The organism is Gordonia sp. HS-NH1 (genome assembly GCF_001418765.1).
Classification (GTDB): Bacteria; Actinomycetota; Actinomycetes; order Mycobacteriales; family Mycobacteriaceae; genus Gordonia.
Genome location: NZ_LIYC01000001.1, coordinates 256,928 through 272,058 on the forward strand (window position 1 = coordinate 256,928; position 15,131 = coordinate 272,058).

The following is a 15,131-nucleotide window of genomic DNA, read 5'->3' on the forward strand; positions in this document are numbered from 1 at the left end:
GGGACACTCCGGCATCGCCGATCACGGCGCCCCGCGAACGAACCGGTAACCCATTCCCGCCTCGGTGATGAGATGGCGAGGATGCGCCGGATCCTCTTCGAGCTTGCGCCGCAGACTCGCCAGATAGACGCGCAGGTAGTTGCTCTGCCCGAGATATCCCGGACCCCAGACCGCGCTCAGGATGTCGCTCTGCGACACCAGCTTTCCCTCGTTGCGTACCAGCAGCTCCAGGATGCCCCATTCCGTCGGTGTGAGATGGACCGACGCCTGCCCGCGCGTCACCTGTTTGGCGGCGAGGTCGACGACGAACGCGCCCGCGTCCACCACCGGCGACTCCGACGTCGCGTGCGACGCGGCACCGCGCCGGAGAGCGGCTCGCAGCCGGGCCAGGAACTCCTCCATACCGAAGGGTTTGGTGACATAGTCGTCGGCCCCGGAATCCAGGGCCACCACCTTGTCGGCGGCATCGGTCCGCGCCGACAGGACGATGACCGGAACCGTCGTCCATCCGCGCAGTCCCTCGAGAACCGTCAGACCGTCGATGTCGGGCAGTCCCAGGTCGAGCACGACCACATGCGGGTTCTCCCGAGCCGCTGCCGCCAGCGCGGCCGCGCCGGTGGCGGCGGTCGTCACCGCGAAGCCACGCGCGTTGAGGTTGATGCGCAGGGCCCGCAACAACTGCGGTTCGTCGTCGACGACCAGGACGCGTGTCTTGTCCGTGCTCATCGGACCGGTCCTGCCGTCTCGGCGGGGACGTCGAGGTCGTCGGTCGCGGGCAGGTCGACGACCATCGTGGCGCCGCCGCCCGGCGTGTCCTCGACGCCGAGCACTCCCCCGATGGCCGTGACGAACCCCTGTGCCACCGACAGCCCCAGACCCACCCCCGACGACGCACCGCTGGTGTCGCCGCCCTGGTGGAACGCCGCGAAGATCTGGTCGCGGTCCACGACCGGGAGCCCTGGTCCGTGGTCGATGACCCGGATCTCGCATCGTGGCGGGTCGGCGGGGGTCAACCGAGCGGTGACCTCCACATGCCCACCGCCGTGACGGCGCGCGTTGTCGATGAGGTTCGCCAGGGCACGCTCGAGCAACCCGGGATCGGTGTACGCCCAGGCGTGACCGAGATCGAAGGTCAGGGCCGGCTCCCGGTCGGTTCGGGCCACGGCCGCGGCGGCGCGGTGGACGACCTCGGGAAGAAAGGTCCGCTGCCGGTGCGGCCGAACCGCACCCGCGGCGAGCCGCGATGAATCCAGCAGGTTACCCACCAGCGAGGTGAGGTGGTCGACCGACTCGTCGACGGTCGCCAGCAGTTCCGCGGTGTCCTCGGGACTGAACGTGACATCGTCACTGCGCAGACTCGACACCGCGGCCTTCGCCGCGGCCAGTGGTGTCCGGAGGTCGTGGCCGACCGCTGACAACAGTGCCCGCCGAAGCTCGTCGGTGCGCGCGAGGGCTTCGGCCGTCGCCGCCTCTGCTTCCAGCGCGTGCCGTTGTACCGCGCCCGCGGCCTGCCCGGCCACGGCTGCCAGGACGCGCCGGTCCCGCGCGCCGAGCTTCGGTCCGCGCAAGAGCAGTTCGAACTTCTCACCCGGCACGACGCAGACGGTGTCGGCGTCTTCCGGCGACACCGGAGGCGACTCGCCGACGGCGGCCTCGACCACGCGGCCGGCGCGTGAGGTCCGCCGCACGACCGACACCGCGGACTGATCGTAGGTCTCCCGGAACCGCTCCAGGAGAACCGGGACGTCGGCGCCGCCGAGCACGACGCTGGAGAACAGCGCCAGCAGTTCGGCCTCGCGCGCGGCGTCCTGCGCCTGCGCCCGGCGTACCGTCGCCGAATCGACCAGCGCGGCAACCGCGATCGCGATCATCAGCATGACCAGGATGGTGATCAGGTTGTCGGGCTGGCTGATCGTGAACGTGAACCTCGGATCGGTGAAGAAGAAGTTCAGCAGCAGACCCGAGATCACCGCCGACAGGGCTGCCGGCAGGATTCCGCCCAGCATCGACACCGCCAGCACCGCAACGAAGTACAACGCCGACTGGCTGGCGAACCCGAGCCACGGGTCGAGCAGCTGCAGCACACCGGTGACGCCCGCGGGCACCAGCACGGCGAAGAGCCAGCTCAACGGCCGGTGGAAACGGGTGTCCCGGATGTCCAGGCGCGACCGTCGTGACGTCTCGTCGTGGGTCACCATGTGCACGTCGATGCGGCCGCTGTCGCTGACCACCGCCGCCCCGACACCCTCGTCGAAGATCCGCTGCCACCTCGGTCGCCGTGAGGTGCCGAGGACGAGTTGGGTGGCGTTGACCCCGCGTGCGAACTCCAACAACGTGTCCGGGATGTCGTCGCCGACGACGGTGTGAATCCGTGCCCCGAATCCCGCGGCGAGCTCTTTGAGCGCGGCGAGGTCGACCCCCACACCGGTCAACCCGTCGCCCCGGACCACGTGGACGGCCAGCAGTTCCGCGCTCGAACGCGATGCGATCCGGCTCGCGCGTCGGAGCAGCGTCGGCGATTCGGCGCCACCGGTGACGGCGACGACGACCCGCTCACGCGCTTCCCATGTCTCGGTGATGGAATGTGCCGCACGGTAATCCGCGAGCTTGTCGTCGACCTGGTCGGCCAGCCACAGCAGCGCGAGCTCGCGTAGCGCGGTGAGGTTGCCCTGCCGGAAGTAGTTGGCGAGGGCGCCGTCCACCCGTCCGCCCGGGTAGACCTTGCCCGCGGACAGGCGCTGCCGCAACGCTTGTGGATCGATGTCGACGAGTTCGATCTCGTCGGCACCGCGCACGATGTCGTCGGGCACGGTCTCCCGTTGCACCACGCCGGTGATCTGCGCGACGACGTCGTTCAGGCTCGCCAGGTGCTGGATGTTGATCGTCGAGTAGACGTCGATGCCGGCGCCGAGCAGTTCCTCGATGTCCTCCCACCGCTTGCGATTTCGAGACCCGGGGATATTGGTGTGGGCGAGTTCGTCGACGAGCGCCACCTCCGGCCGGCGCGCCAGCACCGCGTCGAGGTCCATGTCCTCCAGTGGCGTCCCGCGGTACGACCGGCTGATGCGCGGGATCGTCTCCAAACCCTCGACGAGAGCGGCGGTGGCCACCCGGCCGTGGGATTCGACGACGCCGATCACGACATCCGTTCCCTCGTCGACGAGGGTTCGGGCTTGCGCGAGCATCTCGTAGGTCTTCCCCACGCCGGGCGCGCAACCGAGGAACACTCGCAGCTTGCCCCGTCCCTCGGGGTGTCCGGCCGCAGAGCTCATCGATCGATTCTAGCCTCGGTCACGGGGCCCGACATTCGGCCGGTGCGTGCCCCAGCGCCAGGTTCACCTCGAGGACGTTCACGCGGGGCTGACCGAGGAACCCCCACTGCCTGCCCTGCGTGGAGGCGTCGATGATTCCCCGGATGTCGGCCGGCGTACGACGGTTCTCGCGGGCCAGCCGGGCAACCTGTAGCTCGGCGTATTCGGGACTGATGTGCGGGTCGAGTCCCGATCCCGACCCGGTCACCGCGTCGGCGGGCACCGCGGACGGCGCCACCTTCTCCCGCTCTGCGATCAGCGCTCGACGCGCGGTGACGTTCGTCAGCAGGACCTCGCTGTTGGGCCCCTGGTTGGACGCCGCCGACGCCGACGGGTCGCCGGTCGCCATCGGCTCGCCCGGAGCACCCAGGACCCGGGCATGCAGGTACGGGTCGGGCGCACCCGGTTCGACCCGGGGATCGACACCGATCAGCGTGGACCCGACGCGACAGCCCGCGGCGTCGGAGACCTGCGAGCCCTCCGCGCCGTCGGTGTTCACGCGCGAGATCGCCCACACCGCAGCGGGATAGGCGACCCCCAGGATCAGCGTGAGACCCAGGATCATGCCTGCGGCGGCGACACATTGCCGGACGAAGCCGGACCAGATCGTGTTCATGGAGTCATCCCATTCCCGGAAGTAGTCGAACGACGAGATCGATCAGCCAGATGCCGACGAACGGGGTGATGACCCCGCCGACCCCGTACAGGAGTAGGTTGCGGCCCAACAACTTCGACGCCGAGTCCGGCCGGTAGCGCACCCCGCGCAACGACAGCGGGATCAGTGCCACGATGATCAGCGCATTGAAGATCACCGCCGAGACGATGGCCGACTGCGCCGAATGCAGGCCCATGATGTTGAGGGCGTCGAGCTGCGGATAGACGGCGGTGAACATCGCGGGGAGGATCGCGAAGTACTTCGCGAGATCGTTGGCCAGGGAGAACGTCGTCAGGGCACCCCGGGTGATGAGTAACTGCTTGCCGATGCCGACGACCTCGATGAGTTTCGTCGGATCGGAGTCGAGGTCCACCATGTTGCCGGCTTCCTTGGCCGCCGACGTCCCCGTGTTCATCGCCAGCCCCACATCGGCCTGCGCGAGTGCGGGCGCGTCGTTGGTGCCGTCACCGGTCATCGCGACCAGGCGCCCGGCGGCCTGCTCGGAGCGGATGAGGTCGAGCTTCTGCTCGGGCGTGGCCTCGGCGACGAAATCGTCGACGCCGGCCTCGGTCGCGATGGCCCGGGCGGTGAGCGGATTGTCGCCGGTGACCATCACGGTGCGGATGCCCATCGCGCGCAGCTGCGCGAAACGTGTTGTCATTCCCGGCTTCACCACATCGGACAGGGCGATCACACCCATGACCTCGGCCGGTTCCCCGGCGGCGCGAACGCCGACCACCAGCGGTGTCCCACCCGCCGACGACACCCGTTCCACGTCGGCGGCGACGGTGTCGTCGACCGTCCCCTCCCCGGCCGTGACCCATCGGGTGACCGCATCGGCGGCGCCTTTGCGGTACTCGACGAGGATGCCGTCGGTCGGCGAGTCCACCCCGCTCATCCGGGTCTGGGCGGTGAACGGGACGATCGTGTCGTGTGCTCGGTCCGAGCTCACTCCCCCGTCCGGCGCGATCCCGTACGCCGACCGGCAGAGGTCGACGATGCTGCGTCCCTCGGGTGTGTCGTCGGCGAGGCTGCATCGGTGGGCGACCCGCGCCAGTTCGTCGACGGGGACTCCCGGCGCCGGGTACAGGTCGGTGGCTCGACGGTTGCCGTAGGTGATCGTCCCGGTCTTGTCCATCAGCAGGGTGTCGATGTCGCCGGCGGCCTCGACCGCGCGCCCCGACATGGCCAGTACGTTGCGCTGCACCAGACGATCCATGCCGGCGATGCCGATCGAGCTGAGCAGGGCGCCGATGGTCGTCGGTATGAGGCACACGAGCAACGCGATCAGCTTCACCGGGTCGGGCGACTGTCCGGCGTACTCCTGCATCGGCGCGACGGCCACCACTGCGAGCAGGAAGATCACCGTGAGGCTCGTCAACAGGATGTCGAGAGCGATCTCGTTGGGGGTCTTCTTGCGGGCCGCCCCCTCGACGAGCGCGATCATCCGGTCGACAAAGGTCTCTCCCGGGGTGGTGGTGATCCGGACGACGATGCGGTCGGAGAGCACCACGGTTCCACCGGTGACCGCCGATCGGTCCCCACCGGACTCGCGGACGACCGGCGCCGACTCGCCGGTGATCGCCGACTCGTCCACGGTGGCGATCCCGTCCACGACGTCACCGTCACCGGCGATGATCTCGCCGGCCTCGACCACGACGAGGTCGCCGATCCGCAGGTCGCTCCCGGCGACCTCCTCGGTCGTCCCGGTGCCGGCGACATCGTCGTCGGCACATAGCCGGCGGGCGACCGTGTCGCGCTTGACCTTCCGCAGACTGTCGGCCTGCGCCCGTCCACGCCCCTCCGCGACGGCCTCGGCGAGGTTGGCGAACAGGACGGTGAACCACAGCCAGGCGGCAACGGTCCAGCTGAACCAGGACGGACGCACCACCGCTAGCACGGTGGTGACGACGGCTCCGAGGAACACGACGAACATCACCGGATTCCGGGCCTGATCTCGCGGGTCGAGTTTCCGTAGGGCCAGCGGCATCGACGTCACCAGGGAGCGGACGTCGAAGGCTCCTCTCGACACCAGCGCCGATCCCGCTTCGTCGGAGTCCTCGACGCGCCGCTTCGCGGGTTCGTCGGTCGAGATGAGTTGAGTGGTCACAGCAGTGCCTCGGCGATCGGTCCCAGCGCCATGGCCGGGAAGAAGGTGAGTCCGGCGACGAGCACGATGGTCGCGGCCAGAAGGAATCCGAACAGGAACCCGGAGGTGGGCAGCGTCGAACGCGTGTCCGGCTCCACGGCATTCGGGGCGGTGCCTGCGGGGGCAGGCAGGACTGCGGTTGTCGTTGGGTCGTCGCTGTTCACGGCACCGGCGACGGGCTAAACAGCAACGGGCGAAACAGCAACGGGCGAAACGGCAACGGGCGAGGCGGTACCGGTGCTCGTGCCACCGCCGCGTGGGGTCTGGCGTGCCAGGAGGCCGGCAAGCGCGAGCACGAGCACGATGGGCAGGAATCGGCCCAGGAGCATCGCGATGCCGAGGGAGGCCTGGAACCAGTCACCGGTCGCCGTGAGGCCGCCGAAGGCGCTGCCGTTGTTGTTGGCTGCCGAGGCATACGCGTAGAGGACCTCGCTGAACCCGTGGATCGAACCCGGGCTGCCCGGATCCCCGCTGTTGCCCTGCGCGTCGGTCGTCGAACCCAGGATCATGGAGATCCCGGCCCCGGTCAGCACCAGTGCCGGCATCACCAGCACGTACAGCGCGGCCATCGTGATCTCGTGCTGCCCGATGCGCTTGCCGAGGAAGACCGGCGAGCGTCCGACGAGCAGACCGCCGACGAAGACGGTGATCATCGCCATCACGAGGATGCCGTACAGACCCGATCCCACCCCGCCGGGCGCGACCTCGCCGAGAAGCATGTTCCACAGGACGGCGCCGCCGCCTACCGCGGAGAAGCTGTCGTGCGCGGAGTTCACCGCGCCGGTCGACGTGCCGGTGGTCGAGACCGCGAACAGCGCCGATCCGGGAATTCCGAATCGGACCTCCTTGCCTTCCATCATGGCCCCGGCGGCCGCGGAAGCGCTTCCGGCGGTGCGGGTCTCGAAGACCCACACGAGCGTGAGCATCAGCGACCAGATCACGGCCATCACGGCGAGCAACGCCAGGCCCTGCCGCCGGTCGCCGACCAGCGTCCCGTACGTGCGCGTCAGGCAGACCGGGATCAGCAGGAGTGCGACGATCTCCAGGAGGTTCGACAGCGGCGTGGGGTTCGAGAACGGGTGCGCCGAGTTCGCCGACAGGGTGCCACCACCGTTGGTGCCGAGTTCCTTGATGGCCTCCTGGGAGGCGAACGGGCCGACCACGCTCCGCGCATCGGCTCCGTCGAGGGTGGTCCAGCCGAATCCGGAGTGCCAGGACTGCACCAGACCCTGGGTGATCAGCAGTGTCGCCAGGACGAGACTGAGCGGCAACAGAATTCGGATCGACCCACGCACGAGATCCACCCAGAAGTTCCCGATCTCACCGGTTCCGCGTCGGCTCATGATGCCGCGGATGACCGCCATCGCGACCGCCATGCCCACCGCCGCAGAGACGAAGTTCTGGACGGCGAACCCGATCATCTGCGTCAGGTTGCTCATCACCACTTCGGGCGAGAAGGACTGCCAATTGGTGTTGCTCACAAAGGAGATCGCGGTGTTGAACGCCATCGACGGGGACACGCCCGGTTTGCCGTCGGACCACGGCAGGACCCCCTGGAGACGCTGCAGAAGGTAGACGACGAGGAACGAGATCAACGAGAAGCCCAGTACCGCCAGGGCGTATCCCGTCGAAGTCTGTTCTCGGCTGGGGTCCACGCGCGCCATCCGGTAGAGGACGCGCTCGACACGTAGGTCCTTACCACCGGCGTACACGCGTGCCATGTAGTCGCCCAACGGGATGTATGCCACGGCAAGGATCGTCACGAGCGCGGCCACCTGGAGCAGCCCGGCAACAGTTGTGTTCACCGATCAGAACCTCTCCGGGAACACGAGTGCACCGAGGAGGAACAGGACCGTCGCGGCCGCGAGCGCCAGCAGCACGACGTTGATCACCCCGTCGGCGGTCACGACTTGGTCCTGACATCGAGAGCACGCACGGCCAGCACACACAGGGCGAACCCCGCGACCGCCAGCAGCACGTAGACGAGGTCCGCCACGAGAGTCACTCTCCGATCACTTCGACATCCACCCGTTCGGTGGCCTCATCGAAGGATCACGCAGCCCCAGGGTCCGCGGGAGAGTCCTTAACGCATTCCATACGCGATGCTCAGGATTATTGACGCCGCGTTGACGACGCGTTTGTCCCGCCCGGTCGTGGAGTTCTACGCAACCGGTGTGATCACGATCCCGACGCTGCCGTGCTTGCCGCGGCGGATCTTGCTGCCGAAGATGCTGATCTTGCCGAGGAGTCCGTACTTGCGAGCGATCGCCTGCTTCACGCGGTCGCTGCCGGCCTCGTCGAGCACCTCGGCGGTACCGCTGACCGGTGCACCGAAAGTCTTGTTACCCCGCACATCACAGGCCTGCACGATCACACGGGGGTCGCGCCGTAGACGCTTGACCTTCCACGAGTCCGCGACGGTCCACATGACCAGGCGGTCGCCGTCGAGCGCCGCCCACAACGGGGACGTCACCGGGGTTCCGTCCTTGCGGTAGGTCGTCAGGTTCACGTACTTGGCGGTGCCTGCTTCGCCGAATGTCGCCGCGCTCGAGGTCATGCGGCAATGCTACGGGCAAACAGTGCCTGCGCATGGCCGCTCGACGAGCCTGCGGGCCTGGTGAATTCTCCGAGAACCCCGGCGTCGCGGAGGGTCGCCCAGGCGGTGACCTGGTTCGCCGACAGGACCGGCTTGCCGAGCTCGGCTTCGAGGCCGGCGAGGATGTCGTAGGTCCACAGGTTGGTGCAGGACACGAAGATGGCATCGGCGTCGGGATGGTCCGCGGCCCGGATGAGATCGGCGGTCACGTGGTACGGGATCGTCCAGATCTCGTGGTCTCGACCGAGTCCGGCCTGCGCCACGACGCTCCGGCCGGACTCGGCGAGGAAGTCACACAGCAATCCGGTGAGAGCCGCGGTGTACGGGGTGGCGACGGAGAGCGTGCCGATGTCCAGCGCGTCGAGTGCGCGGATCAATGCCTCGGAGGTCGTCACCGCCCGGTCGGCACCGGCCGCGACCATGCAGTTCGAGATCTCGAGCGCACCGGCCATCCCGTAGACGAAGCTGCCCGACGCACAGGCGTAGCCGAACGCACGCGGTCGAACCGAAGACACGGCTCGCACCGCAGCGGCGATCTCGGCGTGATTGTTCAGGTCGCGACACAGTTCGACGTCGACCGGCGCGTCGATGAAGCCGGTGCGGGTGAAATACAACGACACCGAATCCGGCATCCATCGCCACAGCTCACGATCGAGAGCCATGTCGAACGGACACACCATCCCGATGCCGATCTGGGCCGTCATGCAGGGATGATGACACATTGTCGGATTGTCTACAATTTCTGTGGGTGCGCGTCCCGCAGCGCCGCGTCCACCTCCGCACGGATCACGCAGCCGTATGCGTGGTCGTTCACCATCCCCGTCGCCTGCATGAGGGCGAACATCGTCGTCGGACCGACGAACCGCCAGCCGCGTTTCTTCAAGTCCTTCGACAGCGCGACCGACTCGGGCGAGGTCGTCATCGAGCCCGGCACATGGTCCCCGCTCGGCGCGTGACCCCAGAAGTACGACTCCAACGACCCGTGCTCATCGATGAGTTCGACGGCGCGTCGTGCATTGTTGATCGACGCCTCGATCTTGCCGCGGTGCCGGATGATGCCGGCGTCGCCGAGCAGCCGGGCGACGTCGGCATCGGTGAACCGTGCCACCTGCTCGATGTCGAATCCGGCGAACGCCGCACGGAAGTTGTCCCGCTTCATCAGGATGGTCCGCCAGCTCAGCCCTGACTGGAAACCTTCGAGGCAGACGCGTTCGAACAACGCCGTGTCGCCCGCGACCGGGAAACCCCACTCCGTGTCGTGGTAGGTGGTCTCCGGCTCGCGCGCCGCCCACGAGCAGCGCGCCCGGCCGTCGGCGATCGTTATCGTGTCGTCAGGCATGCATGTCCCTCTCGTCGCGAGGAGGCTACTCCGCGACGCCGACATTCCTGCTCATCGCCGGTATGAGGCCTCGATCGCCACCGTTATCTCACCGTTATCAAGCATTGCGAATCCATCCCGTTGTGTCTCGCGATGATCACTTCCGACGGTGGCCCGCCTAGCGTTGGACACATCGCATCGCAGGACACCCCGGGCAGTGATCGCCGGAGCGGACTCCGAGAGCGTCACCAACATCTGCGGCAAGGAGCTTCGTGATGAAAGACACCGATCTGAGCGCCCTCCTCGCCCGGGTGGCGACCGGCGACATGGACGCGTTCGCGCAGTTCTACGACGCAACCTGTGACCGCGTCTACGGCATGACGCTGCGCGTGCTCCGCGACCCGGGGTACAGCGAAGAGGCAACGCAGGAAACCTTCCTCGCGGTCTGGCGCAACGCCGATGCCTACGACGCCGCCTCCGGTTCGGCACTCTCCTGGATTCTGACGCTCGCGCACCGCCGCGCCGTCGACCGCGTCCGGTCGGAGTCCGCCGCGACCCGCCGCACCGTCGCCTACGGCATCGCCGACACCGGCCGCGAGATCGACGAGGTCAGCGAGTCGGTGGAGCGGCGCGAGATCGCCCGTCTCATCCACACCGGCCTGGAGACACTCACCCCGCTGCAGCGACAGGCGATCGAACTCGCCTACTTCCACGGACTCACCTACCGGGAGGTCGCCGAACACCTCGAGGTGGCCCTGCCGACCGTCAAGTCCCGGATCCGCGACGGCCTGATCCGGCTCCGGCAGACCGTCCCCGGCCGCGCCGCCTGACACCTCCCGTTCCACCGTTCCGACCGACCCCGCTCGCCGGCGACCACGCCACCCGAGTGGGGTCGACTCATGTCCGGACCAGGACAGGAGCCGCTGTGTCGTCGGCCACACAAAATTTGGGACTCAGGCCAGGTCACAGCCGTTAGCACCACGCGTTCTGTCCGATTCCACCCACCACGTCTCCCGTCGCCCGGTGAGGACAGGCAAAATCATGGGTGGATGTCACACGAGTCCATCCCCGTCGTGATATCGGTAAAGCCGGACCCACAAGGCCGCACACTGCAGCGTCAACCAAGACAGAATCGAGAACACATCGCATGAGTGCCGAACAGCCGACCATCATCTATACGCTGACCGACGAGGCACCCATGCTCGCCACTCACGCGTTTCTGCCGGTGGTGCGTACGTTCGCCGGAGCGGCTGGGATCGCCATCGAGACGAGTGACATCTCGGTCGCGGCTCGCATCCTCGCCGAGTTCTCCGACCTCCTGCCCGACGACCAGAAGGTCACCGACAATCTCGGTGAGCTCGGCAAGCTGACCCAGGCTCCCGACACGAACATCATCAAGCTCCCGAACATCAGCGCGTCGGTTCCCCAGCTCCTCGCCGCCATCAAGGAACTGCAGGAGAAGGGATACGACCTCCCCGACTTCCCCGGCAACCCGAAGACCGACGAAGAACGCGCGATCCGCGACCGGTACACCAAGTGCCTGGGCAGCGCGGTCAATCCCGTTCTGCGCGAGGGCAATTCCGATCGCCGCGCGCCCAAGGCGGTCAAGGAGTACGCCCGGAAGCACCCGCACAGCATGGGCGAGTGGTCGATGGCGTCGCGCACCCACGTCGCCCACATGCGTGAAGGCGATTTCTACCACGGCGAGAAGTCGATGACCGTCTCCGGAGACCGCAAGGTCAAGATGGAGCTGCTCACCGACTCCGGCGAGACCCTCGTCCTCAAGCCCGAGGTGTCGCTGACCGACGGTGACGTCATCGACAGCATGTTCATGAGCAAGAAGGCCCTGATCGCGTTCTACGAGGAGCAGATCGAGGACGCCTACAAGACCGGCGTGATGTTCTCGCTGCACGTCAAGGCCACCATGATGCGGGTCTCGCACCCCATCGTCTTCGGGCATGCGGTGAAGGTCTTCTACCGCGAGGCGTTCGAGAAGCACGGCGAACTCTTCGACGAGCTCGGCGTCAACGTCAACAACGGTCTGTCGGATCTCTACAGCAAGATCGAGTCGCTGCCCAGCGCGCAGCGCGAGGAGATCATCGACGACCTGCACAAGTGCCACGAGCATCGCCCCGAGCTGGCGATGGTCGACTCGGCCCGCGGGATCACCAACTTCCACTCCCCCAGCGACGTGATCGTCGACGCCTCGATGCCGGCCATGATCCGCGCCGGCGGCAAGATGTACGGCGCCGACGGACGGCTCAAGGACACCAAGGCCGTCAACCCGGAGTCGACCTTCTCCCGCATCTACCAGGAGATGATCAACTTCTGTAAGACCAACGGGCAGTTCGACCCCACCACGATGGGCACTGTCCCCAACGTCGGCCTGATGGCGCAGAAGGCCGAGGAGTACGGCTCACACGACAAGACCTTCGAGGTCCCCGCGGGCGGCACCGCCAACATCACCGATCTCGAGACCGGCGAGGTGCTGCTGACCCAGACCGTCGAGGAGGGTGACATCTGGCGTCTGTGCATCGTCAAGGACGCCCCGATCCAGGACTGGATCAAGCTGGCCGTCAACCGGTGCCGCGATTCCGGGATGCCGGTCCTCTTCTGGCTCGACCCGTACCGCCCGCACGAGAACGAGCTGATCAAGAAGGTTCACAAGTACCTGCCCGACCACGACACCGAGGGCCTCGACATCCAGATCATGTCGCAGGTCCGCGCGATGCGGTACACCCTCGAGCGCGTCGTCCGTGGCCTGGACACGATCTCGGCCACGGGCAACATCCTGCGCGACTACCTCACCGACCTGTTCCCGATCCTGGAACTGGGCACCAGCGCGAAGATGCTGTCCATCGTCCCGCTGATGGCCGGCGGCGGACTCTACGAGACCGGTGCGGGCGGCTCGGCACCCAAGCACGTCAAGCAGCTCATCGAGGAGAACCACCTCCGGTGGGATTCGCTCGGTGAGTTCCTCGCGCTCGCAGTGAGCCTGGAGGACGTGGGCAAGAAGTTCGACGACAAGCGCGCCGTCATCCTCGCGAAGGCCCTCGACACCGCCACCGGCAAGCTGCTCGAGAACGACAAGGGACCGTCGCGCAAGACCGGCGAGCTCGACAACCGCGGCAGCCAGTTCTACCTCGCGCTCTACTGGGCGCAGGAACTCGCCGCGCAGACCGAGGATTCCGACCTCGCGAAGCACTTCGCCTCGCTGGCCGAGACCCTCGCCGCCAACGAGGACAAGATCGTCGAGGAGCTCAACTCGGTGCAGGGTGAGCAGGTCGACATCGGTGGTTACTACTACCCCGACTGGGACAAGACCGCCGCCGTCATGCGTCCGAGCACGACGTTCAACGAGGCACTCGCGAGCGCCCAGCGCTGATCGTCGTACCGCCGCGGGCGGGAGAGGTTGTCACGACACCTCTCCCGCCCGCGTCGGCTTTCTTCGTCGGCTACCGTCGGGACGCATGACCGACGCCGACGTCAACTTCTACTTCGACCCCGTCTGCCCGTTCGCGTGGATGACGAGCAAATGGGTGCGAAAGGTGCAGTCCCAGCGCGAGTACACGGTCGACTGGCGGTTCATCTCGTTACGCCTGCTGAACGCGCACGTCGACTACGACGCTCAGTTCCCACCGGAGTACGAGGCCGGACACACGGCCGGGTTACGACTGCTGCGGGCCGCGGCGAGCATCCGCGGCGACCACGGGCGAGCTGCCATCGGCCCGCTCTACGAGGCGCTGGGCACGCGGATCTTCGACGCACACACCGGTTCTTACACGGTCGACGACACCGACTTCCGCGGTACCGCGGACTTCCTCGGACCGGTCCTCGACGAGCTCGGGTTGCCCGCGCATCACCTGAACGCACTCGACGACACCGGCTTCGACGCCGAGATCCAGGCCGAGACCGATCAGGCCCTGACCTTGACCGGGCGCGACGTGGGTACGCCGATCATCCACTTCCGGCCACCGGACGGAGTTGCGTTCTTCGGGCCCGTGATCAGCCGCCTACCCGGCGACGACGAGGCGATCACGTTGTGGGATCACGTGATCGGACTGGCGAGTTTCCCCGGCTTCGCCGAGCTCAAGCGCAGCCTGCGGGAGAAGCCACAGTTGCGTGCCTTCGGCGTGACCGATGACGAGACGGGCGCCGAGGAGGACTGGCACGGCGGGAGCCGACGCCTCAAGAAGTAGTCGAGCTGTTTTACTTGAACGGGTTGAGCGTCCGGCCGAGGAAGTACTGGATACCCGGCGGAATGGGCCGCACGGCCGCAGTGGCCAGCTTGTTGACCATCCCCGTCACGCACACCGCGTCGCCTTTCATCACCGCGTTCCACCCTTCGGCCACGACGTCTTCGGGGTCTTGCCACAGCACACCCGGCAATCGATCGGCGGTCTGACGGGTCTCCGCGCCCATCGCATCGTGGAACTCGCTCCTGGTGAATCCGGGACAGAGCGCCGTCACGTGGATACCGTGCGGCTTCAGTTCCATGTCCAGGGATTGGGACATCAGCAATACATAGGACTTGATGGCGCTGTAGAGCAGGCCCTCCGCGGGAGGCAACATCGCCGTGATGGAGGACAGGTTCACGATCCGCCCCCACTGCCGCTCCTTCATCCCCGGAAGCACTCGATGGGACAGTTCGGTCAGTGAGGTCAGCATCAACTGCAGCTGGCCTCCCACCTCCTCCCACGGCGTCTCGGCGAACTTGGTGCTGAGGGACATCCCGGCGTTGTTGATCAGCACATCGATGCCCAGCCCGGCCTCCTCGGCGTGCTCGATGATCGCGCCCGGTGTCGCGGGGTCGGACAGGTCCCCGGCGAAGACCTCGCATCGGACACCGTGTTCTCGACCCAGTCGCTCGGACAACTCGTCGAGCCGGTCCGCCCGACGCGCAACCAGCATGAGGTCGTATCCCTCCGCGGCGAGGTGCGCTGCGAAAGTCTTGCCGATACCCGCGGAGGCGCCGGTGATCAGGGCGGTGCGGCGGTCCGGTGTCGCGCGGCGATCTGGTGACATGGGGTGGCCTTCTGTCGACGGACGATGCCGCGAGTTCTACCAGGCCGCACGCCCCGGCTCTGGACGACGAAGCGGAT

General features: G+C 67.2%; 13 protein-coding genes and 1 pseudogene. 3 read left to right on the forward strand and 11 right to left on the reverse strand.

Annotated features, from left to right (window positions below; genetic code table 11):
- Nucleotides 1-21: 21 nt before the first annotated feature.
- The 10 genes and pseudogenes from AMD30_RS01105 to AMD30_RS01140 all read right to left on the reverse strand — a co-directional run bounded on the left by AMD30_RS01105 (nt 22) and on the right by AMD30_RS01140 (nt 10,050).
- Nucleotides 22-726, reverse strand: a complete 705-nt coding sequence (locus AMD30_RS01105) for a response regulator (protein WP_010840789.1) — start codon at nt 724-726, stop codon at nt 22-24.
- Nucleotides 723-3,272 carry a sensor histidine kinase gene (locus AMD30_RS01110; RefSeq protein ID WP_010840790.1) on the reverse strand — a complete coding sequence of 850 codons (2,550 nt, stop codon included), beginning with the start codon at nt 3,270-3,272 and terminating at the stop codon, nt 723-725. The genes AMD30_RS01105 and AMD30_RS01110 overlap by 4 nt, the downstream gene beginning before the upstream one ends.
- A gap of 19 nt (nt 3,273-3,291) precedes the next feature.
- Nucleotides 3,292-3,927, reverse strand: a complete 636-nt coding sequence (locus tag AMD30_RS01115) for a potassium-transporting ATPase subunit C (protein ID WP_010840791.1) — start codon at nt 3,925-3,927, stop codon at nt 3,292-3,294.
- Nucleotides 3,928-3,931: 4 nt separating this feature from the next.
- A complete protein-coding gene (gene kdpB, locus AMD30_RS01120; RefSeq protein WP_010840792.1) occupies nt 3,932-6,076 on the reverse strand; it encodes a potassium-transporting ATPase subunit KdpB in 2,145 nt (714 codons plus the stop codon).
- A pseudogene (locus AMD30_RS25770) lies at nt 6,073-6,204 on the reverse strand (potassium-transporting ATPase subunit KdpA); the annotation flags it as partial. The pseudogene AMD30_RS25770 and the gene kdpB, both read right to left, overlap by 4 nt.
- Before the next feature lie 90 nt (nt 6,205-6,294).
- A complete protein-coding gene (gene kdpA / locus AMD30_RS01125) occupies nt 6,295-7,920 on the reverse strand; it encodes a potassium-transporting ATPase subunit KdpA (RefSeq protein ID WP_084817172.1) in 1,626 nt (541 codons plus the stop codon).
- A gap of 3 nt (nt 7,921-7,923) precedes the next feature.
- The gene (locus AMD30_RS24425; RefSeq protein WP_010840794.1) at nt 7,924-8,022 is read right to left on the reverse strand and encodes a hypothetical protein; all 99 of its coding nucleotides are present in this window, start codon (nt 8,020-8,022) and stop codon (nt 7,924-7,926) included.
- Nucleotides 8,023-8,276: 254 nt separating this feature from the next.
- Nucleotides 8,277-8,672 (reverse strand): PPOX class F420-dependent oxidoreductase, encoded by a 396-nt coding sequence (locus AMD30_RS01130; RefSeq protein ID WP_010840795.1) that lies wholly within the window; start codon nt 8,670-8,672, stop codon nt 8,277-8,279.
- The gene (locus AMD30_RS01135) at nt 8,669-9,415 is read right to left on the reverse strand and encodes a maleate cis-trans isomerase family protein (protein WP_055474444.1); all 747 of its coding nucleotides are present in this window, start codon (nt 9,413-9,415) and stop codon (nt 8,669-8,671) included. The genes AMD30_RS01130 and AMD30_RS01135 overlap by 4 nt, the downstream gene beginning before the upstream one ends.
- A gap of 29 nt (nt 9,416-9,444) precedes the next feature.
- Entirely contained in the window at nt 9,445-10,050 is a 606-nt protein-coding gene (locus AMD30_RS01140; RefSeq protein ID WP_010840797.1) for a DNA-3-methyladenine glycosylase I, read from the reverse strand.
- 254 nt (nt 10,051-10,304) lie between these two features.
- Between AMD30_RS01140 and sigK the strand changes: the two genes are divergently transcribed.
- The 3 genes from sigK (at nt 10,305) to AMD30_RS01155 (ending at nt 14,228) form a co-directional block, all read left to right on the forward strand.
- Nucleotides 10,305-10,859, forward strand: coding sequence for an ECF RNA polymerase sigma factor SigK (sigK, locus tag AMD30_RS01145; protein ID WP_010840798.1), 555 nt, complete (start codon nt 10,305-10,307; stop codon nt 10,857-10,859).
- Nucleotides 10,860-11,176: 317 nt separating this feature from the next.
- A complete protein-coding gene (locus AMD30_RS01150; RefSeq protein WP_010840799.1) occupies nt 11,177-13,414 on the forward strand; it encodes an NADP-dependent isocitrate dehydrogenase in 2,238 nt (745 codons plus the stop codon).
- Between the two features lie 85 nt (nt 13,415-13,499).
- Nucleotides 13,500-14,228 (forward strand): mycothiol-dependent nitroreductase Rv2466c family protein, encoded by a 729-nt coding sequence (locus AMD30_RS01155; RefSeq protein ID WP_010840800.1) that lies wholly within the window; start codon nt 13,500-13,502, stop codon nt 14,226-14,228.
- 10 nt (nt 14,229-14,238) lie between these two features.
- Here the strand turns inward: AMD30_RS01155 and AMD30_RS01160 are convergent, their stop codons facing one another.
- Complete coding sequence (locus AMD30_RS01160; protein WP_010840801.1) at nt 14,239-15,054, reverse strand: SDR family NAD(P)-dependent oxidoreductase; 816 nt, start codon at nt 15,052-15,054, stop codon at nt 14,239-14,241.
- Between the last annotated feature and the right edge of the window lie 77 nt (nt 15,055-15,131).